This is a genomic window from Culturomica massiliensis (assembly GCF_900091655.1).
In the GTDB taxonomy this organism is placed as follows: Bacteria; Bacteroidota; Bacteroidia; order Bacteroidales; family Marinifilaceae; genus Culturomica; species Culturomica massiliensis.
In genome coordinates, this window is record NZ_LT594621.1 from 836771 (window position 1) to 858348 (window position 21578).

General features: G+C 42.5%; 18 protein-coding genes. 8 read left to right on the plus strand and 10 right to left on the minus strand.

The features are described 5' to 3' along the window. Nucleotides 1–15: 15 nt before the first annotated feature. From BN8908_RS04680 to guaB, 3 genes are all read right to left on the minus strand, one after another. Nucleotides 16–1353, minus strand: coding sequence for a peptidylprolyl isomerase (locus tag BN8908_RS04680; RefSeq protein ID WP_021988672.1), 1338 nt, complete (start codon nucleotides 1351–1353; stop codon nucleotides 16–18). A gap of 152 nt (nucleotides 1354–1505) precedes the next feature. Continuing rightward, complete coding sequence (locus BN8908_RS04685; protein ID WP_068689448.1) at nucleotides 1506–2345, minus strand: hypothetical protein; 840 nt, start codon at nucleotides 2343–2345, stop codon at nucleotides 1506–1508. 70 nt (nucleotides 2346–2415) lie between these two features. Then, complete coding sequence (gene guaB / locus BN8908_RS04690) at nucleotides 2416–3885, minus strand: IMP dehydrogenase (RefSeq protein WP_021988674.1); 1470 nt, start codon at nucleotides 3883–3885, stop codon at nucleotides 2416–2418. A gap of 292 nt (nucleotides 3886–4177) precedes the next feature. Here guaB and BN8908_RS04695 point away from each other — a divergent pair, with 292 nt between their 5' ends. Then, on the plus strand, nucleotides 4178–6094 hold the full coding sequence (locus tag BN8908_RS04695) for a RecQ family ATP-dependent DNA helicase (protein ID WP_068689450.1): 1917 nt from the start codon (nucleotides 4178–4180) through the stop codon (nucleotides 6092–6094). 72 nt (nucleotides 6095–6166) lie between these two features. Here the strand turns inward: BN8908_RS04695 and BN8908_RS04700 are convergent, their stop codons facing one another. Genes BN8908_RS04700 through BN8908_RS04715 form a run of 4 tightly spaced genes read right to left on the minus strand, consistent with a single transcriptional unit; the run spans nucleotide 6167 to nucleotide 11219 of the window. Next, nucleotides 6167–6997 (minus strand): 7-carboxy-7-deazaguanine synthase QueE, encoded by an 831-nt coding sequence (locus BN8908_RS04700; protein ID WP_068689452.1) that lies wholly within the window; start codon nucleotides 6995–6997, stop codon nucleotides 6167–6169. Next, on the minus strand, nucleotides 6976–7512 hold the full coding sequence (locus BN8908_RS04705) for a 6-pyruvoyl trahydropterin synthase family protein (RefSeq protein ID WP_068689454.1): 537 nt from the start codon (nucleotides 7510–7512) through the stop codon (nucleotides 6976–6978). The genes BN8908_RS04700 and BN8908_RS04705 overlap by 22 nt, the downstream gene beginning before the upstream one ends. 16 nt (nucleotides 7513–7528) lie before the next feature. Next, entirely contained in the window at nucleotides 7529–8221 is a 693-nt protein-coding gene (gene queC, locus BN8908_RS04710; protein ID WP_262361074.1) for a 7-cyano-7-deazaguanine synthase QueC, read from the minus strand. A 13-nt stretch (nucleotides 8222–8234) separates the two neighbouring features. Next, nucleotides 8235–11219, minus strand: coding sequence for a PEP/pyruvate-binding domain-containing protein (locus tag BN8908_RS04715; protein ID WP_068689458.1), 2985 nt, complete (start codon nucleotides 11217–11219; stop codon nucleotides 8235–8237). A gap of 233 nt (nucleotides 11220–11452) precedes the next feature. Between BN8908_RS04715 and BN8908_RS04720 the strand changes: the two genes are divergently transcribed. From BN8908_RS04720 to bioC, 6 genes are read left to right on the plus strand one after another with little or no spacing between them, the layout of a single operon-like run. After that, the gene (locus tag BN8908_RS04720) at nucleotides 11453–11770 is read left to right on the plus strand and encodes a hypothetical protein (protein ID WP_021988680.1); all 318 of its coding nucleotides are present in this window, start codon (nucleotides 11453–11455) and stop codon (nucleotides 11768–11770) included. 30 nt (nucleotides 11771–11800) lie between these two features. Further along, nucleotides 11801–12757: a biotin synthase BioB gene (gene bioB, locus BN8908_RS04725; RefSeq protein WP_068692110.1), complete on the plus strand. Its 957-nt coding sequence runs from the start codon at nucleotides 11801–11803 to the stop codon at nucleotides 12755–12757. Nucleotides 12758–12768: 11 nt separating this feature from the next. Further along, nucleotides 12769–14049, plus strand: coding sequence for an adenosylmethionine--8-amino-7-oxononanoate transaminase (bioA, locus tag BN8908_RS04730; protein WP_068689460.1), 1281 nt, complete (start codon nucleotides 12769–12771; stop codon nucleotides 14047–14049). A 22-nt stretch (nucleotides 14050–14071) separates the two neighbouring features. Next, on the plus strand, nucleotides 14072–15229 hold the full coding sequence (locus tag BN8908_RS04735) for an aminotransferase class I/II-fold pyridoxal phosphate-dependent enzyme (RefSeq protein ID WP_021988683.1): 1158 nt from the start codon (nucleotides 14072–14074) through the stop codon (nucleotides 15227–15229). A gap of 24 nt (nucleotides 15230–15253) precedes the next feature. Then, the gene (locus tag BN8908_RS04740) at nucleotides 15254–15907 is read left to right on the plus strand and encodes a DUF452 family protein (protein ID WP_068689462.1); all 654 of its coding nucleotides are present in this window, start codon (nucleotides 15254–15256) and stop codon (nucleotides 15905–15907) included. A gap of 1 nt (nucleotide 15908) precedes the next feature. Then, nucleotides 15909–16670 carry a malonyl-ACP O-methyltransferase BioC gene (gene bioC, locus BN8908_RS04745; protein ID WP_068689464.1) on the plus strand — a complete coding sequence of 254 codons (762 nt, stop codon included), beginning with the start codon at nucleotides 15909–15911 and terminating at the stop codon, nucleotides 16668–16670. 6 nt (nucleotides 16671–16676) lie between these two features. Here bioC and BN8908_RS04750 read toward each other — a convergent pair whose 3' ends face one another. The 3 genes from BN8908_RS04750 to BN8908_RS04760 all read right to left on the minus strand — a co-directional run bounded on the left by BN8908_RS04750 (nucleotide 16677) and on the right by BN8908_RS04760 (nucleotide 20528). Then, entirely contained in the window at nucleotides 16677–17318 is a 642-nt protein-coding gene (locus BN8908_RS04750; RefSeq protein ID WP_068689466.1) for an NUDIX hydrolase, read from the minus strand. Between the two features lie 41 nt (nucleotides 17319–17359). Next, nucleotides 17360–20020 (minus strand): calcium-translocating P-type ATPase, PMCA-type, encoded by a 2661-nt coding sequence (locus BN8908_RS04755; RefSeq protein WP_068689468.1) that lies wholly within the window; start codon nucleotides 20018–20020, stop codon nucleotides 17360–17362. Between the two features lie 175 nt (nucleotides 20021–20195). Then, the gene (locus BN8908_RS04760) at nucleotides 20196–20528 is read right to left on the minus strand and encodes a hypothetical protein (protein ID WP_148453210.1); all 333 of its coding nucleotides are present in this window, start codon (nucleotides 20526–20528) and stop codon (nucleotides 20196–20198) included. An 810-nt stretch (nucleotides 20529–21338) separates the two neighbouring features. Between BN8908_RS04760 and BN8908_RS04765 the strand changes: the two genes are divergently transcribed. Next, nucleotides 21339–21524: a hypothetical protein gene (locus tag BN8908_RS04765; protein ID WP_021988689.1), complete on the plus strand. Its 186-nt coding sequence runs from the start codon at nucleotides 21339–21341 to the stop codon at nucleotides 21522–21524. The last annotated feature ends 54 nt before the right edge of the window (nucleotides 21525–21578 follow it).

The window sequence follows — 21578 nt, forward strand, 5'->3', positions numbered from 1 at the left end:
ATCGTTAGGACACCTTTATTTTATCCAGTTATCGTAACGGAATTTGGAATTTTTATAAGCGTCGTCGATATGTATATAAGTATTGGCTTGCTTCTCCTTGATCCATTTTTCCATTTTTTCCAATTGCTTCTGGTTTTTCAGCATGGATTCGAATGTCATCCAATCGTCGTCAAGATTGGCTTTGTGTTGGGGATAGTAGGCTTTTACCTTTATGATTTTATATTCTTCCCGGGCTTCGTCCTGGTCCATAAACGGCTCTGAGATTTCACCGACTTTCATACGGTTTACCTGTTTTGCCATTTCTCCGCGGATTTCTGCTTTCTCGATACGGGAATCCAGGCTGTTGGGAGAGGAGAGAAGTCCTCCGTTGTTTCTGGTTTTTTTATCGGTGGAAAAATAGTAAGCTGCTTCGTCAAAAGTCATTTTGTTGTCTGTGATATAACCACGGATCGTGTCCAGGCGATGCAGGGCTTCTTCCCGTTCTGCATCGGATATTTTAGGTTGCAGGATAATATGCCGCACATTGATTTTTTCTCCCTGGCGATCAATCAACTGTATAATGTGGAAACCGAATTCAGATTCGACGATCTTGGAAATTTTTCCGGGTTTTAAGCTGAAAGCTGCTTCGGCAAAAGCAGGGTCCCACATACTTTTGGTTGCATATCCCAGTTCTCCGCCCCGTACTGAAGAGCCGTCTTCAGAATACATTACGGCTAAGGTGCTGAATGTTTTTTCTCCATTGAGGATTTGCTCCCGGAAACTTCTCAAACGATCCCGTATACGTTCTTTTTCAGCTTCACTGACGGTCGGTTTTATAACGATCTGTTGTATTTCGTATTTATCCGGTACATCCGGCAAACTGTCTTTGGGAAGTTTTTTAAAGAAAGCTTTCACCTCAGACGGAGTACTCCGGATTTTATCGACAATGTGTTGCTGCATGGATTCGGTGATCAGTTTCTCACGGATCGGAGCCCGCATATCGCTTTTAATTTCTTCGATGTTTTTTCCGAAATACGTTTCCAGACGCTCTCTCGAACCGATATTTGTCATCAGGTATTGAATGCGCGAATTCACTTCATTTTCGACTTCGTCCTCCGTTACTGAAATACTATCCAGTCGTGCTTGTGCCAACAGAAGCTTTTGAATAAGCTGACGTTCCAGAATTTCAGCACGGTAATCACTGGAAGCAGAAATCAAACCTTGTCCCTGTTCGTGCAGAAATTCGTTTTCGATGTCCGATTTTAAGATAATCTCTTCTCCGACAATAGCGATGATCTTATCTATTACGTTGTTTTGGGCATAGACAACCGCAGTACAAAAAAACAATAGGATAGCGATAAAGCCTTTTTTCATTATATTTGATTTTATAAATTATACGATAATTTTTACCACCGGTAAATATAAAGGGTATCCCCGGTAAATCGGCCTCTAAACTAATATATTTTATCCAAATCCGGGAATATTTCAATCAAATTCAATTTTCTCTTTTTATTTTTCCATGCATTTTAGTACATTTTTACATAGTTTTTCCGGATAGCTTCTTCATTGATTTTCTTATCCAGATCATTTTCAAATTGCAATTTTTTCTTATTTTTCAGAATCAGGATAATTTCATCGCGTACATAACCGAGGGGAGCAACGGTCTGCTCGGGACATAATTCATTGATTTTTAGAAAATAGAAATTGTCATCGTCTTCTTTTTCTATATTTTTGGTACGTTTCACCTCGTTTTCCAGGATATTGCCGTCACCGGGCAAAAGATTGGATACATATTTCAGTTCAATCCAGTTTTCGTTGAAGTCGTCGTATTTCCGGGCATTCGTCAGGCAATATTCTTCCAGTTTCTCCATATCACCGGCTTTATCGGATTTATACCATTTCCTTACGTCATTGATATTGGAGGCCGATTTCGGAATAACGACATATACGGCTTTTATGATGGGGGTAGAGAGTACAAAATTGAATTTGTTGGCTTCGTAGTAGTTTTCTATCTCCTTTTCAGCAATATCTTCCGACAATTTTTGTGCAATCAGCTTTTGTTTGTATTGATGGATGAGAAGAGAAGTACGATAATCTTCCACTTGCTTTTGAATGTTTTTTTCCTGATCCGAAAGATTCTCAATGGCTTTCTGGAGGAGCAATTTATTGGTAATCCAGTTGCGGATATAACTCTGTGCCATCAGCACACTGTCGTCTTTCGGAGTACCGGCAGGTATAAAGGCCACAATTTCAGAGCGCATCAGTTGACTATCGAAAACTTTGGCAACAGGCACATCGTTAGGGTGGGAATTTTGTGTGCAGGCAGTCAGAGCGTACAGAGAAAACAAGTAAAGGAAAATTTTCATATCCGTTCGTACTAAGTAAATAAAGCCGGGGTAAATTATGCCCCGGACTTTATTTTGTCATCTATAAAGATTATCTGCTGTAATTCGGTGCTTCACTGGTAATTGTTACATCATGGGCATGACTTTCGGCCATACCGGAACTTGTAATTTTAACAAACTTGGCTTTGTGTAAAGCTTCTATATCCGGGGCACCGCAATATCCCATACCGGCTCTCAAGCCGCCGATCATCTGGTAAATGACTTCGTATAACGAGCCTTTAAACGGAACTCGGGCGACAATACCTTCGGGAACCAGTTTCTTGATATCGTCTTCTGCATCCTGGAAATACCGGTCCTTCGACCCTTTCTGCATGGCTTCCAGAGAGCCCATGCCCCGGTAAGATTTGAATTTGCGGCCGTTGTAAATAATCGTTTCTCCCGGTGATTCTTCCACTCCGGCGAAAAGAGAACCGGCCATCACACAACTGGCTCCCGCCGCCAGTGCTTTGACGATGTCGCCGGAATAACGTAAGCCTCCGTCTGCAATTACCGGAACACCGCGTTCTTTCATGACTTTCGACACTTCGTAAATTGCCGTGAGCTGAGGAACTCCCACGCCCGCAATGATTCGGGTCGTACAAATGGAACCCGGCCCGATACCTACTTTTACGGCGTCGGCTCCGGCTTCTGCCAGGGCGATTGCAGCTTCTGCTGTAGCGATATTACCTACTACGACCTGTAAATTCGGGAATGTCGATTTTACTTTGCGCAACATGTCGATAACTCCTGCCGAGTGCCCGTGTGCCGTATCGATGACAACGGCGTCCACATTGGCACTGACCAAGGCTTCTACGCGCTCCATGGTGTCTGCCGTTACTCCGACACCGGCAGCTACCCGCAGACGGCCTTTCGAATCTTTGGAGGCCCGGGGTTTGTCTTTGGCTTTCGTAATGTCCTTGTATGTGACCAGACCGATGAGTTTGTTGTGCTTATCAACAACCGGCAGTTTTTCAATCTTATGTTGTTGCAATATCTCGGCAGCCTTTTGTAAATCGGTGCTTTCCGTTGTCGTGATCAGGTTGTCTTTGGTCATCACTTCCTGAATCTGTTTGTCCATCCGGTTTTCAAAACGTAAATCCCGGTTCGTAACAATTCCGACTAACATATTATCGTTATCCACAACCGGAATACCACCGATCTTGAATTCTTTCATCAGTTCCAAAGCATCTTTTACCGTTTTATAAGGTTGAATTGTCACCGGGGCATAAATCATACCGTTTTCTGCCCGCTTTACCATTTCAACTTGCCGTGCCTGATCCTGAATTGTCATGTTTTTATGGATAACTCCGATACCCCCTTCCCGGGCTATGGAGATCGCCATGGCTGCCTCCGTTACCGTATCCATAGCAGCAGAAACAATAGGTGTTTTTAATTCTATTCCCTTGGAAAACCTGGATGTAAGATCTACATTCCGCGGTAAAACTTCCGAATAAGCCGGTACTAAAAGTACGTCATCGAAGGTCAACCCTTCAACGATAATTCTATCTTCTATGAACGACATCGTAAATGATTTTTGGATTTAAAATATTTGGGCGAAGATACGAAAAATAGCTGTAGAACGAATGTTTTCGGAACGTTTTTTTCCTTGAAAAAAAGGAATTGTTTTCCGGATAACGGTTTCTCCTGCAACTTAATCGTAAAATTTCAATTTTTGTCCGAATACAATTATATTTGTACGTTATGATTTTTGACTTATCATTTATAATTCCTCTTTTTACAAGGGAGAGTTGTGGGGGTAAGCTAAAATCGTACATCTAAAATCTACAATTTATAGGTAGGGTAAATACAACGGAGTGGAAGATATCAGGGATATATTAAAACAGTATTGGGGATACGATGCTTTTCGTAGCTTACAGGAAGAAATTATCCTTTCCGTACTGTCCGGAAAAGATACCCTTGCCCTGATGCCGACGGGAGGGGGAAAGTCCATTACCTACCAGGTGGCGGGTCTGGCCAAAGAAGGTATATGTGTGGTGATAACTCCTTTGATTGCTTTGATGAAGGATCAGGTCGAAGATCTCAAGCGGCGGCAGATTCAGGCAGAAGCCGTTTATACCGGAATGGAGCGGGAACATGTCGAGTCGGTTATCAATAAATGTATTTTTTCTCCGGTCAAATTTCTGTATATTTCTCCGGAACGTTTGGCTTCGGAAAGGTTCAGAATAAAGCTGAAACAAATGAAAGTAAGCTTATTCGCAGTGGATGAAGCCCATTGTATCTCACAGTGGGGGTATGATTTCCGGCCTTCTTATTTACGTATTGCAGAAGTCCGTACCTTTTTTCCGGAAGCTCCGGTTTTGGCTCTGACTGCGACGGCGACCCCGGATGTGGTCGAAGATATTCAGAAACAATTGCATTTTACTTGTCCGAATGTATTGTCCAAAAGTTTCCGACGGGAAAATATTTCTTATGTCGTTCGGAACGTGAATGATAAACTGGGGGAATTGTTACACATATTGAGTAAATTGCAGGCAAGTGCCATTGTATATGTACGTAAAAGAAATACGGCAGAGCAATTGGCTCGTTTTCTATCGGAGAACGGTGTTAAAGCCGATTTTTATCATGCGGGGCTCATAGCCCGGCAACGGACCCAGCGACAGGAGGATTGGAAAAACGATATTACTCCGGTGATAGTTGCAACCAATGCATTCGGAATGGGAATCGATAAACCCGATGTGCGTATCGTCGTGCATTTCGATATTCCGGATTGTCCGGAGGCTTATTTTCAGGAAGCCGGCCGTGCCGGGCGTGACGGAAAAAGGGCTTATGCGGTATTGCTCTGTAACCCGGCAGCAGTAACAGCACTGAAAAGCCGGATTACCAAAGGTTTTCCCGAAAAGAAATACATTCGTCAGGTATATGAAGCATTGGGAAATTATTTTCAGATAGCTGAAGGGAGCGGAGCCGGCTATGCCTTTGAATTTGATACGGATGCTTTTGTCCGGGATTTTGGTCTGGATTATGTCCGTACATTTTCGGCTATCCAGATATTACAGGTCGGAGGATACCTGGAATGTACGACGGATATAAATTCCCGTTCCCGGATAAACTTTACAATATCCCGGGAGGCTTTGGCTTATTTTCGTCCGGACGATGACTTGCAAAACAGGATTATTGAATTGCTGATGCGGAGATATCCGGGTATTTTTACGCAATATGTATGGATTAGTGAGGATTATCTGGCACAGGAGGCCGGTGTAAAACGTAAGGAAATATACGAAACCCTGATCGCGTTGGCTAAACGCAGGATCATTAGTTACGTACCCGGAAACGAGCGTCCCTACATTGTTTATCATCAACCCCGTTTGCCCGTATCATACCTGACTATCGGGAAAGCGGCTTACGAAGACCGGAAAAAAGCGTATGCCTCGAAAATAAAAGAAATGGTACGTTATATCGAAGATAGTTCGAGGTGTCGCCAATTGGTATTGATGGACTATTTCGGGCAAAAGGAAAAAAAGGGGTGCGGCATTTGTGATGTATGTCTGGAAACAAAAAAGCACACGACTTCCGGGGATAAAACGAGAATTGAAGATGAAATTATAGCTATTCTGATGAATAAAGATACTGATTTGAAGATTTTGGTTCATCGTTTGGAGGAACAATTCGACCGGGAATTAGTGGTTGCAACTGTCCGTAATTTGCTGGATAAGGGAAAAATTTACTACAAAACTCCTCTGCTGCTTTCCGTGAAAAAAATGAATGTCTGACAACCTGAAAATACAATTGGGTTTTAATCGTATCTGCAAGTTTTTTGTTGTATATCCAGGCGATAATCAACATTATACTCCTTCTTTGGAACCGAAGAGAGCCAGATGCAGACGGTCGCAATAACGCCAGCCGTTCTCGATACAATGACGGAGTGTTTGTTGAATGTTGGCTTCTACATCACGGGAATTACCGCCTTGGGGCATGAGAAGGACATCTTCTTTTTTCCAGTCTGTTAAACAGGAGAGAAGTGTTTTGATTTCAGTAATGTCCGTTTCCTGTGAATACACGAATTTCAATTGAAAATCTTTGTTGTGAGTACGGGTATGGGATATGAATTTCTGTATGGTTTCGGGCGAAAGCCGTTGTTTGTCGTGTAATATATTTTGAGGTGGCGGGGGAATGGAACCGGCCAATTTGGGGGATAAACTGAAAAAATCGATCTGTGTTGCCAATTCTTCAGCGTATAAGGTTGCGTTTGTTTCAAGGGTAATATGAAACTTTTTAATCTTTTTTAGTCTGATACATAGTTCTGTCAGTTCTTTATGTTGAAGTAAAGGTTCGCCTCCTGTGATGACCAGGTGGTCGATAACTCCTGTATTGTAGCCGATCAGCCGGCAGATTTCCTCCAAAGTACAGGAACGGGCCTGCCGGATATGATAAGAGGCATAAGCTGTATCACAAGGAGAAAGGCTACCGTCCGGATTTGTCCAAATGCAATGTAAATTACAGCCGGCTAATCGGATAAATAAAGAAGGAATACCGTTCAACTTTCCTTCTCCCTGAATGGTTCCCGGACAACAGAGTCCGGAATTGGGAAGGGAAGATACCGGTTCTCCCTTCGCATTGCGGGTAATGGGAAAAACTCCGTCTCTGGCAAGTATTATCTTATTTTTTTCCACCATTCATCGGATTTCCATTCTTCCTGTATTGCAGGAGAAAATAAGACATCGGCCGGGGTAAATTCTGCCAGTTTCAGGTCTTCCCGGAATGCTTCGGCATAACCGGTGGCTGTTTCATGTACCCGCACGGATGAAAGTTGTACGTGTCCTTCTCCGTTTCGGAAGGTTGTATTTTCTAAAATCCGGTTGATTATATATAAAAATAACAGGGCAAACCCTTCGGCAGAAGGGGAAACCGGAATCTCTGCCACCCGTTTGTTGTAGCGGTATACGAAATGCTTAAAGTCGGGCTCTTCTTGTGTCCATAGCGTGTATGTGTGATCGAAGCTTGCAATAAAGGCTTTGACCTTGTCCAGCAATCCGAAATCCATAACCATATAGCCGTTGTCCAGCCGGTCGGAAGTAATGAAAACCTCGACGATATAGGAGTGGCCGTGCATATTTTCCCGGCAGTGCCGGGAGGAACAATTCCGGACAATATGTGCTCCTTCGAATTTGAATAATTTCCGTATGATCATAGAACTATCGTTAAGGTTATACAAGTGGATCTACGATACCGGCCTCTGCGAAAGCCCGGGCGCGTAACAGGCAACTGTCACAGGTTCCGCAAGGCTTTTCACCTCCCCGGTAGCAACTCCAGGTCAGGCTGAAATCGACACCCAGTTTTGTCCCCAATTTCACTTCATCGGCTTTCGTCATACGCAGGAAAGGGGCATGGATGGTAATTTTTTGTTTCTTTTCGGCACCGAGTACAGTACCCAGGTTAATGGTTTGTTCCATGGAACGGATAAATTCTTCCCGGCAGTCTACATATCCGGAATAATCCATTTCACTGACACCGATAAAAATATCGGTAATATCGAGAGCATCGGCATAAGAGGCTGCAACGGATAGAAATACCATATTACGGGCCGGTACGTAGGTGTCGGGTATATCTGTCCGGTCGGCATCCCCATCCTGTATTACGACGTCCGGATCTGTAAGGGAAGAACCTTTCCAGGCATTCAGCATAAGCCGGACAATCTTATGTTCTCTAACTCCGACGGCTTTGGCAATTGCCGAGGCACTTCTGATTTCCCGGTCGTGTTTCTGACCGTATTCGAAAGTCAGGGCATATAGTTCATCAAATCCCTCTTTTTTAGCTACATACAGTGCTGTAGATGAATCCAGACCTCCGGATAGTAATACAATGGCTTTTTTCATGTTTTTTCGCGTTTGACGCTGCAAAGATAACGATAGATTACGGTTGTATAGCCTCTTGTCCGTACAAAATTACGGATGTTTGTTTTTTACCGTCCATCAATATGGTTAAAGGTTCTGCGAACCGGATGTGTCTGGCATATTTATATTCTTCTATGACAGGTTGTTGCTTTAATATATCGAAATTGATGAATGAATCGCCGGAATCATAAGGGATGGCAAAGTAACCGACTTTCATGGAGGTGACATTATGGAAGAAATGAGATCCAAGGGACGCATCCAGTGGGTAATCTTTTAACCCCTGCTCAACGATAACCTGAGCTTTGGAGATATCCGACCAACTGACCGGTATGCCGGTCAGCGGATCGCGCGTACCCCAGCGGCCCGGTCCGATAAGCAGATAACGGGCATCACTTTCTGTCATTTTTTGATTCAGTGATTTAATTTCCTGAGCCATATCTTCGGTTTTCAACCGGTCGAACTTGTCCGGGTCGATGTAGATAACATCCCGTATCGTTTCGATTTTACCGTTTCCCATACCTTTGGTTGCCCGTAACAGTACCTGAGTCATATCAATCGGTAACTGATCGATATCCACCCAAAAATCATTTTTAATTAAAGGTTTGATTTGCAATAGATAAAGAGTCGGAACCTGATTTTCTATATTAAGTGAAAATTCAATCTCGACAGGCGATCCCATGGCCTGGGAAAAGATGTTGAGCAATATTTCCAGGCTGGCGGGCAGAGGAATCTGGTCATATTCGAGTAATCCCGGAAAATTCAGAATACGGGCCCCCCGGGTTGAAAAATCGTAGACGATGCGATCGTTCATAAAATCGTATACAGAGGCACAATATTGTAAAGTACCGTCGTTTTCCGCTTCTTTTACATCATATTGACGAATGGCCGCCTTTTCTCCGTCACGTACCAGGTCATAATTCCGGCAGTCCAGGTCTATGGCATAGAAATATTTTTGGGAATCACGCATCATGTCCTGTATGGAAGCCAATTGTAGTTTAGGATAACGGGGACAAAAACGATAGGTTTTTTCACCGCCTACTACGTAAGCACCCAACCCGATTGCAATGACGGCAAAACCGTCTTCCGGCTGTATGTACGAGAACGGATAAAAATTATAGGATTGGGCGACCCCGCTGACGTTCGGATAATATTTACCGTTGTGTTCTTCTCCCACAACTTCCTGGACGATTACGGCCATTTTTTCCTCCTCGATGACGTAGTCGATGGCATTGAAGTAAGCACGTGATTCTTCCGTGTATATAGAGGAATATACCAGTTTAACGGCTGTTTCCAGGTCTTCCAGCCGCTTTTCAATATCCGGATGATTATTGGGAATGAGGTATGTGGCATACACTCCGGCAAAGGGCTGATTCAGAGAATCCTCAAAAAGTCCGGAAGAACGGACGGCCAGCGGTTTCTTCATCACCTCGAGATACGTCCGCAGCTTTTTACGCAGAGCCGGAGGGAGCGCTGCTTTTATAAACGTATCCCGTACGATTTCATAACGTTTTTCTGTATATATCGTTTGTATCAGATTGTTGGATTCAATAAAATTATCGTATTCTTCAACACCGATAACGGCCGTCTTGGGAATGACGATTTTTAAGTCCGGGATCAATTTTTTCAAAGATACATTCTCGATGAAATTGGACAGGAATGCCATACCCCGTCCTTTTCCTCCCAGAGAGCCTTTACCGAGACTGGTAATATACCGGTTGGAATTGACCAGATGCGGACGGAAATTGATAATCCGGCCCCTTATTTTTTTTAACTCATAACTTTCGAAAACCTGTAGAATAAAATGACGGATTTCTTCTGTCGAACGAAAATCTTCAAAACGATACCGTCTCAGGCGTTTTGCCAGACTGATTTGACCTCTGGCCATAAACCAGGTGGAAATGCCGTTGCGAATGGAGTGGTATTCTAAACTTTCGTTGGGGATGGTGCTTAGTTTTTGCTTGAATTCTTCTATCGATCTCGCTTTATCTATCGGATATCCGTTTCGGTTTTTGAATATAAAATCACCGAATCCCAGTCTTTCTTTAATGAAACGGGTAATGTCATGGGAAAGGGTAACCGAGTTTTTGTTGATAAACTCAGCGTTGACCGTTTTGGCTTTAGCTGCGTTTTCAATTTCGTGGCTTTGCAGTAAACAGGGAATTTTATCGTCGGCCCGATGGGTATACTGGATTAATTTTATGCCTGCATCTTCATCCTCTACACCGTTGTGTTTGTATTTTACGTCGGAGATAACACCGATCAGATTATCCCTGTATTTATCGATAACAGCCGTTGCTTCCTCGAATGTACTCACCAGTATGACTTTCGGACGTACCCGGATTTTCATGATCAGACTCATATCGTCGTTTTCCGGTTCGTTTTTAATCAATTCCTGAGTTTGCGTTACGATTTCACTGTAAAGTAAAGGCAGATAACGGGAATAATAACGGATGGAGTCTTCTACCAGTAAAATCACACGAATATCTCCCAAATGAGTGTCTTTTTCCAAATTCTTTTTGTCCTCAATGTATTTGGACATTGCCAGAAATATTTTGGTAGAACCGTTCCAGACAAAGATACGTTCGATGCTCCGGCTTATTTTTTCTTCTATACTGTGGAAATAAGCCAAGTCGGCATTGTTGTTGACAAGCATCAATTGGGGAATTTCAGGATATTGATCTTTGAGGTGTTCACTGATCATCTGCGGGGTTACTTTATCCAATCCTGCCATGATGATAATCAAGTGTATCCGGCGTTGAGATAAGATCTCCAGAGCTTCTTTTTCAGAGGCGACAGCTGTAAAACGAGGAGCGGTATAAAGGTTTACCTGGAGATATTCTCCGTACACCTTGTCTGTAAACTGACCTTCACGTTCAATGGTATAGGCATCGTAGTAATTGGCAATCAATAATATTTCCCTGACTTTAAATGCCATCAATTCCTGAAAGATGTCCCGATCTGTTTTCTTACGTTTATAGATGCGGTGAAGGTCGATTTTTTCCATGAAATAAGTTTTTAATCATTTATTTATGATTTCAAATTTACAATATAAATTAATTGTAGATCTTGAATTTACGATTTTTGATTGAAACTGCAATTTGTGAAATTTGCAATTCCGGATAAACAGCCTTTCAGACCTGATTGGTATTTTGTCAGATAATCTTGGCTGTTCAGGCAATATTACTAAAAAAAATCCGTTTTTAAAATAAAGTTTTACTAACTTGCCGCACTTTTAGAATGGAGAAGAGGTATTTATATAAGGAAAAGAAAATTTATTTTTCGTGCTGGAGCAGGAAAGGATATGCCGTCTTTGTTGCTCTGGGAAAGAATGTTTGTATCTCTGCCGTATCGTTGCATATCTGTGAGAGTGCTTTGTTGAAATCGGCCCGTAAAGGAATTATTGTGAAGGAAGGAGAGGAAGTATGGATAGACGGGAGAGATAAGGCCGTATTGGAATATGAATGCGGAATTATGGTTTTACAGGGAAAGGTATGCCCGGAAGCCACTGGAAATCATTTTCAAAATATAACTACATGGAAAGGATATGCTGCGTGAGCGGTATATCCTTTTTTAATGAAAAGAGCGATGAAGATTAATGAACTGAAAGAAAAAGTAATACGTGGGGAATCGGTTTCTTTTGAAGAAGCCGTCCTATTGAGTAATACGGAGGATAAGCCGTCTTTATATAAGGCTGCCGGTGAAATACGCGATCAGAAATGCGGTAAGCATTTCGATACCTGTTCCATTGTCAATGCCCGTTCCGGCCGCTGCTCTGAAAATTGCAAGTGGTGCTCTCAATCGGTATTGTTCAAAACGCATGTGGAAGAGTACGACCTGATTGATGAAAAGACTTGTTTGGAACTGGCTTTAAAGAATGCGGAATATGGGGTTGACAAATTTTCTTTTGTCACCAGCGGCAGGGCTTTGTCAGATCGTAATATTGATAAATTGTGCGAATATGCCTTGAAGATTCAGCGACATACCCCGATGCATCTCTGTGCTTCCATGGGATTGTTGAATAAGCAACAATTATTGCGTTTGAAAGAAGCGGGTATACACCGTTATCATTGTAATCTGGAGACTTCCCCGGACTATTTTTCCCGTTTGTGCACAACTCATACGACTGCCGACAAAATAGAAACGATAAAAGCTGCCCAGGAAGTTGGTATGGAAGTGTGTTCCGGGGGAATTATCGGTATGGGGGAAACCATGACGGAACGGATTCGTCTCGCTTTTACATTACGGGAACTCGGTATCAAATCGATTCCGGTGAATGTTTTGAACCCGATACCGGGTACGCCGTTGGAGAATGCAAAACCTTTGAAAGACGAAGAGGTTTTAACTACCGTAGCTCTTTTCCGTTTTATCAATCCCGACGCTTATCTGCGCTTCGCCGGAGGACGGCTGTTGATACAGCATATTGAGGAAGAGGCAATAAAGGCCGGAATTAATGCGGCTATTGTAGGGGATATGCTGACGACCTTGGGCTCCAAAGTGCTCGAAGATATGAATAAAATCAAAAACATGGGATTTCATCTGTAAAATAAAAGATCATGAACACATCGGAATTATTACAATACGACAGGGAGCATATCTGGCATCCTTACACTTCGACAATCGATCCGTTACCCGTATATCCGGTAAAAAGGGCTGAAGGAGTATACATTGAGCTGGAAGACGGGCGGAAATTAATCGATGGGATGTCCTCCTGGTGGTGTGAGGTACACGGCTATAATCACCCGGTTCTGAATGCCGCAATCGAAAAACAATTGAAAGAAATGTCGCATGTTATGTTCGGTGGATTTACTCACCGTCCGGCTGTAGAATTGGCAAAAAAGATATTGTCTGTCGCTCCCCGGGGAATGGATAAGATTTTTTTCTGCGATTCCGGCTCTGTAGCTGTTGAAGTGGCGATGAAAATGGCTCTGCAATATTGGTATGCCGCCGGAAAAGAGAAGAAGAAAAGTTTTCTTACGATTACCCGGGGGTATCACGGAGACACGTGGAATGCGATGTCCGTATGTGATCCGCTAACAGGTATGCACTCTATTTTTCAGGGATGTTTGCCTGTGCAACATTTTGTCGATCGACCGGCTTGCCGTTTCGGACAACCTTGCCGGGAAGAGGATATTTTACCGTTCCAAACATGTCTGGAAACACATGCTGCGGAGATTGCAGCAGTGATACTCGAACCGATTGTACAGGGCGCAGGAGGTATGTGGTTTTATTCGGCAGATTATTTGAAACAGGTACGGGAATTATGTGATCGCTATGGTGTGTTGCTGATATGTGATGAGATTGCGACGGGTTTCGGACGCACCGGAAAATTGTGGGCTGTGGAACATGCCGGTATTTCTCCGGACATCATGTGTATCGGTAAATCGATAACCGGCGGATATATGAGTTTTGCCGCTACCTTGGCTACCGATAAAGTGGCTACTTGTATTTGTACCGAAAATCCTTATGTTTTTATGCACGGTCCGACTTTTATGGGGAATCCGCTGGCATGTGCTGTTGCCGGAGCTTCTGTCGATCTGATCATGAGTTATGATTTGGAAAAAATGATCGGCGGAATCGAACGGCAATTGCAGGAAGAACTGGCACCCGCAGCAGCATTTCCGCAGGTGGCAGATGTACGGGTATTAGGTACGATCGGAGTGATTGAAACGAAAGAACCGGTAAATATGGCGGTGTTGCAGGCAAAATTTGTAGAAGAGGGAATATGGGTACGTCCGTTCGGTAAACTGGTATACATTATGCCTCCGTACATTATCCGGCCCCACGAATTAAGCCGGCTGACGCAAAGTTTACTGAAAATAGTCAAAGAGATGTAATGCATTTTCAAATTGCAATAGTATGAATACAGAACGTTATAGCAAAAAACTGGAAATTATCAAAGAATCCGGAAATTACCGGAAACTGCGTAACATACAACACAATGGTTTTTTGATTCACGAGGACGGACGGGAGATGCTGAATTTATCTTCAAACGATTATCTGGGTTTATCTTCTTATCCGAAATTGTTGGAGGAGTTTTATGAGCAGACAGATGTACGGGCTTTGCCGTATAGTGCCGTGTCTTCCCGTTTACTATCCGGAAATCATGAATATTATGAGATGCTGGAGAACGATTTATGCGATCTGTACGATAAGGAAGCGGCATTGGTATTTAGTTCCGGTTACCATGCCAATATCGGAATACTTCCGGCTTTGACTTCCAAAAGAGATTTGATCGTAGCCGATAAATTGGTACACGCCAGCGTTATCGACGGTTTGCGTTTGAGTGAATCTGAAATGCTTCGCTACCGGCATCTGGACATGGAGCATTTGAGAAAGCTGTTACAGCAAAACCGGGATAAGTACGAGAATATTTTTATTGTTACGGAGTCTGTCTTCAGTATGGACGGGGATGTGGCCGATTTACAGGAATTGTGCGAGATAAAGAAAGAATTCGATGCATTCCTGTATGTCGACGAAGCACATGCCGTCGGGGTTAGAGGCACGAACGGATTAGGATGTTGCGAAGAACAGGCCTGTATCGAGGATATCGATTTTATTGTCGGAACTTTTGGAAAAGCTTTTGCTTCGGTCGGTGCTTTTGTTGTATGTTCCCAATTGTTCAGGGAATACCTGATCAATACCCAACGGAGTCTTATTTTTACGACGGCTTTACCGCCGGTGAATGTGGCCTGGACCCGTTTTGTATTGAACCATATGCCTGATTTTTACGATCTTAGAATAAAACTGTCAACAACTGCGGATAAATTGAGGCAGGTATTGGCCGATAAAGGGTTCGAGACCAGGGGAGGCTCGCATATCGTCCCCTGGGTGTGCGGTTCCAATGAAAATAGTATCGAGATGGCCGATTTACTTCGGGACAACGGATTTTTTGCCCTTCCGGTAAGGTATCCGACTGTACCTAAAAATGAATCCCGTATTCGTTTTTCATTGAATGCAGCGATTCCCGATGAAGATTACGGTTGTCTGTTTGAATTTATAGATTGCCTGGAATAAGAGTGAATATTTTGTCGTAAGAACATGCGAATAGAGTGGGCTAAACAACATACAGGGGGGCGGGTAGTCGTTTTCTATAACGGTTGGGGGATGGATAACAAGGCCGTTTCCCAGCTTCGGACAGATTGTGATTTATTGATTTGTTCGGATTACAGATCGCTGGAACTACCGTTTTTACCGGATTTTTCAGATTATCGGGAAATATATTTGGTCGCCTGGTCGATGGGGGTATGGGCTGCAGCCAATACGGTCGGAAAATTGAATATTTCGCCCCGATGCAATATTGCAATAAACGGTACGGAATACCCCGTGGATGATAATCTGGGTATTCCGTGCCGGATCTATGCATTGACGGAAAGAGGCATGAATATACAGGGAAGGGATAAATTTTTTTGCCGTATGCTGGACGGAACAGAAGACGCGGAACGATTCGTTTCAAACCGGCCTTGCCGCGACTTGCCGGAACAGGTGGAAGAGCTCCGCCTGATACGTACACAAAGTGCCGTGTATAAAAATAACCTGAAATGGGATAAAATATTCGTTTCTGAAAAGGATGTGATTTTTCCGGTTATGCAACAGATGAACTGGGCAAGCGGAAAAGCTGAAATAAAGAAGTTGAGGGGAGGACACTACCCGTTCTATAATTTTCAAAGTTGGGAGGATATTATAAATTTTTGACATGATGATTGATAAAGCAACCATAAAACGTCGTTTTAAACGAAGCATAGATACCTACGACGAAAATGCTACGGTACAGAAAATGATTGTGAATCATTTGTTCAGTCTGCTTGATAAATATACCCAGCAACTACAAGCCGGCAACATTTTGGAAGTCGGTTGCGGAACCGGCTTACTGACCCGTAAACTACAGAACCGGTTTTCATATACTCATTTGGATGTAAATGACTTGGTTGATGATATGTGTAGTAAAACTGCAAGTGTATTACACCTGCCGGCTTCTGCCTGTTTAATCGGGGATATTGAAACGATCACACTCGAACGGATTTACGATCTGGTTGTTTCGGCTTCAACATTTCAATGGTTTAATGCGCCGGCAATGACGTTGAAAAAATTAGCCGGACAAATCCGGGAGGGAGGTTTTTTGATATTCAGCACTTTTGGAGACGAAAACCTCACTGAATTGCGTACATTAACAGGACAAGGATTAGTATACCATGCTTCCGATGAATGGGAAAAGTGGTTGTCTGCTGATTTCGAGTTATTGTATGCGGAGGAAAGGCAACACATCCTGTATTTTCAGGATCCGCTGGAAGTATTATTACATGTAAAGCGGACGGGAGCCAATGCAACAGCCACTCCTTATTCCTGGACAAAGAGTAAGATACAGCAATTTTGTAAGGCATACGATCGATTTGCAAATGAAAGACACACGTATCCGCTGACTTATCATCCGGTGTATTTCGTTTGCCGGAAAAAATAAGCGTACTTACAATTGTCCCAGATGATTAAATGTATTGGTTTTCATTAATTGTTCCAATTCCGCTATAATCATCGCTGTGGCTCCCCAGATAAAGTTTTTACCGATGGTATATCCCGGTGCTATGATTTCATGGTCGTGCCGGACAAAGGAATGAGTCGTTTTATTTTTGTCGTTGAATAAATCGGATAATTTTACCAGGAGTACACATTCCACTTCATCCCTGGATAAGGTAAAATCCGGTAATTTAAGGGTAGTGCCGACAATAGGCGTAATATTGAAATTACTCAACGGGATGTAAATATCGCTCAATACCCCGAGAATCGATACTTTTTCTTCGGGTACACCTATTTCTTCGTGGCATTCCCGCAGAGCAGTCTGTAAGGCGTTGGTATCTTCTTTTTCCATTTTGCCCCCGGGAAATGCAATTTGCCCGCCGTGGTATTTGCCACGGTTTACCCGCTTGATAAAAGGAATGGCCAGCTCGTTTTCATAAGGGACAATCAATATGAGTACAGCACTGTTAACCGGAGGTGTTGAATGAATACCTTCAATTCCTGCAATATATTTAGGGCGCGGAGCCATTTTACAATGGGCTTTTTCTCCCGGCAAAACATTGTATAAAGCCGTTCTGATTTTTCTGGAACTCATATTATCGGGAAATTAGGAGAAATCGGAGTATTACTCCGATTTCATTTGTTGTTATTTTTGAATAATCTGAGAATTTCTCCTATCCAAAGAACGAGAGAGCTTGCTCCGATTATAATTCCCCAGTCTTTTAAGGAAAGAGGAACCGTACGAAACACTTCTCCGCCGAATTGTACAATTAAAAATTGTCCTATAGGTATTATAAACATTACGATTAAAAAGCCCGTACAGTTTTTCAGGTTGGCAAAAGCCGAGCCGTGTGAAAGAAAGGCTTTGGCATTGAACATATTCCAGAACTGCAACATGACGAAGGTCGTAAAAAATAGGGACGACCCGACAAGAGCCTTGCCCTGTGCATCGACAAAGGTGTCGGCAAGATAGTACATCATTCCCAATAACAATATCGTAAAGCTGAAACCGATCCCCAGAATGTAGTTCCGCATTTTGGGACTGATGATAAAGTCCGAAGGTTTCCGCGGTTTTTCATCCATCACTTTCGGATTGGGAGGGAGCGAAGCCAATGCAGCGGCAGCAAAAGTATCGATAATCATGTTTACCCAAAGCATTTGCGTAACGGTCAAAGGTAATTCGTGACCGATCATGGAACCGATCAGTACAATCAATAAAGCCGATAAATTGATGGTTAACTGGAACAGTATAAAACGCTGGATGTTGTGATATAAGGAGCGTCCCCACATAACAGCCGTTGCGATGCTGTTGAACGAATCATCGAGTAAGGTAATATCGCTGGCTTCCTTGGCCACGGATGTACCGGTACCCATTGACAAACCGACGTCTGCGTGATTCAATGCCGGAGCATCGTTGGTACCGTCTCCTGTAACGGCAACCACAGCACCGGTTTGTTTGAGTAATTCTACCAGTCGCTGTTTGTCCGTCGGCCGGGCACGACACATGATTTTAAGTTTCAATACTCTCTGAACAGCCACTTCATCCGGTAGTTTTTCAAAGTCAATGCCCGTAATGATTTGTTCGTCTGTATCCGTTTCTTTCCAGATGCCGATTTGCCGGCCGATCTCCCGCGCTGTTGCCGGCGTATCACCGGTAACGATTTTTACACTGATCCCGGCATTCAGACATTTTTGTACGGCCTCCGGAACATCCGGACGCACCGGATCGGAAATCGCTGCAATACCTAAGAACGTCAGGTCTTTTGAAGCGATCGATTCGATTTCATCGTAATTTTCATCCTCCAATATTTTATATGCGAATCCCAGGGTACGCATCGCCTGGTTTTGATAATCCAGCAATTGTTTTTCAACGGTGGCCTGATAAGCCGTAATTTCAGCCAGGCCTTCAGCTGTCAATACCCGGTTGCATTTGCCGAGAACGATTTCCGGCGCTCCCTTCATGTACAGGATCGGTTTATCCTCCGGCGAAGAACGGACAATGGTGGCCATGTATTTACGTTCGGTGGAGAACGTAAGTTGTTCCAGTACTTTGGTATTTTCCCGGTAATCCATATAGTTGACTCCTTGTGAATGCAGCCAAAGGAGTAGGGCTGCTTCTGTCGGATTTCCCAGGGTTTTGATTTTTTCCGAATCGTTATACTCCAGGTAAGCCGTAGAGTTGACAGAAATACCTTCACGAATTAATGTGCTGGCTTCATCTTCACCGAGTTGCTGTCCGGATAAGGCATAAAAATTCGTTTGATACACCTGCATTTGATTTTGGGTAAGTGTACCGGTTTTATCGGTACAAATGACCGTTGTCGCTCCCATTGTCTCACAAGCGTGCATCTTTCGGACCAGATTGTTTGTTTTCAGCATTTTACGCATACTTAATGCAAGACTTAATGTAACGCTCATAGGCAGACCTTCGGGCACGGCAACAACGATAAGGGTGACAGCGATCATAAAATATTGCAGGATGCGTCCGGCTGTATCCAGTGTAAAGATATTATCCGCTGTAAATGCGCCTGTAAAGATATCTTTAGTAAGTAAACCGATAAATGTAGCACCTGCAACAATAAAGCCGACAATACTGATGAATTTGGCCAGCTTTTCCAATTGCTTGCTGAGCGGAGTTTTATCGTTGTTGATTTCTGTCGATTTTTCAGCTACTTTTCCGAATTCAGTCGCATCTCCGACTTTTTCAATCCGGTAGATACAGTGTCCGTTTACAATGGTGGTACCTCTTAAAATTTTGTTTGAAGGATAGGTCGCTTCTTTATCAAATTCAGCGGGATCGGTGGTTTTATCGATCACCGGCTCTCCGGTCAGAGTCGATTCGTTTACCTGTAAGGAGATAGCCTCCAGCAATTCACCGTCGGCCGGAATTTCTTCACCTGTTTCGAGGACAACAATATCGCCGACCACGATGTCCTTTTTAGCTACTTCGTGAATGTTGCCGTTGCGAAGCACCTTGATCAATATGTCGTCGTTGACCTGGTTCAGTAGTTCGAACTTTTTGTTGGCATCCATTTCAAACCAGAACCCGACTCCTGTAGCCAGAAAAATAGCCACAAAAATGCCGATAGTCTCCGCATATTCGCTGTGTATAATGGAAATTATCAAAGATAAAGTAGCAGCAACCAGCAATATCTGTATAATCGGGTCTTTGAATTTTTCCAGAAATAATTTCCAGAGGGGAGTCCGGGGCGGCGGTGTCAGTCTGTTTTCTCCGTATTTTTTCCGGCTTTCTTCAACTTCTATATTGTTTAAACCTGAATAATGTCTGGTTTCCATAGTCAATCGGTATGTTTTGTTCAAAATTAATGATTTTACCTGTGTTTAAATAAATATCGGGCATTTTTGATACGAACTTTTTCTGCTATCGTTTCAGTCAGGACATGTAGAAACAGAATTATCGTATCCTTGAAGTGTAAAATGCTATCCGGCGGTTCTTTGACGTAATATATGGTCAAATCCGGTAAACACATAAAACGGAAAGGGAGACCTGTTTGTTTTTACAGGGAGTTGTTAGCGACTTCGAAATATCCGAGCCAAAGGGGCAGCTTACCGAAGTATATAGTCTGGCTGAAAGCACCGGTATATTGGCTTTTCTGTTACGGGACGACGGTGCGTATATATAGTCGTCATCATCCTGCCAGTGGTATTCGGCAAAAATTTCCAGTTCTGCCTGTACGGTTGTAGAGATTATTGTCCGCTCCGTTTGTTCCGGCTGCCGGTGAGAAAAAAATGTCAATACCAATAGTGGTACGAAAATAAAATATAGAAAGTCGCGTTTATCCATACGGATACAAATATAAAAGAAAACAATAAATATTGATTTATTAATTGATTTCAAACATACAGGTTCAGAGTCCATATGGGTAATCAATTGGCAAATTTAATCCTTTTTTGGATAAACCATTATTCTGATGTAATAATTTAATATTATCTGATAGAAAGTTTAGACAAGAACATAACACAAGATATGCTTAATCACAATATAAATGCGATTAATAATTTGAATAAGAAATCAAAGTTAGAGCAATCACTGAAAGTAATAGCATTTGATAGAGTCCAGCATAAACGAACTCATTGAAGTAAATTTTGAATAAGATCCAAAACGATTTTTTTTATTCTTGCGGATAAAACCGGAATTCGGGATAATATTTTACAGGTATGGGAAATATTATTTTTTAAATTACTGATTTTCAAAGCTTATTTTTGTAAAATCGGGAAATACAAAATGAGACAAATGATATATTTTCATTTTATATTTAAAAAAATTATAATAATCGTCGATAGAGGCTCATACATCTATTCACTTCCAAGCTTAGAGCGTGATATTTTCACTATTTATTGATGGAAAAAAGAATTTGTTCGAGGGGATTTCTTTAATAAACAATATCTCGGTAAATAAAACAAGGCAATATCACAAATTTGATAAATAGTTTTATTGGAGATGGTTGTATTTGTAAATGTTTTCTTTCTGGTGTGTTTTACTGGGGCGATATATATTACAGCTGAGTCTAAAGGTTGCAAAAAGAGTTAATGGGTTCTGGCTCCTTATGCAGCTTGAAAATTAAAATTAGAACCTAATTTAAAACCACTTGTTATGAAAAAAAAAGTAATGCTACGTCTGAATTCGGACATCGTTGAAAAATTTAACCAAGATGAAATGGTTGTATTGTCAGGAGGTAATACAGGATGGCTTGAAGATATTCTGAAAGACCTGGATATTGAGGTTAATCCTAGTTGCACAATTAACAACAATAATGTAGCGGGGTGTGCATGTAAGTAAGTCTTAATTTTCTCACTCTATACTTTTGTCAAAAAGTATAGAGTGGTTTTTATC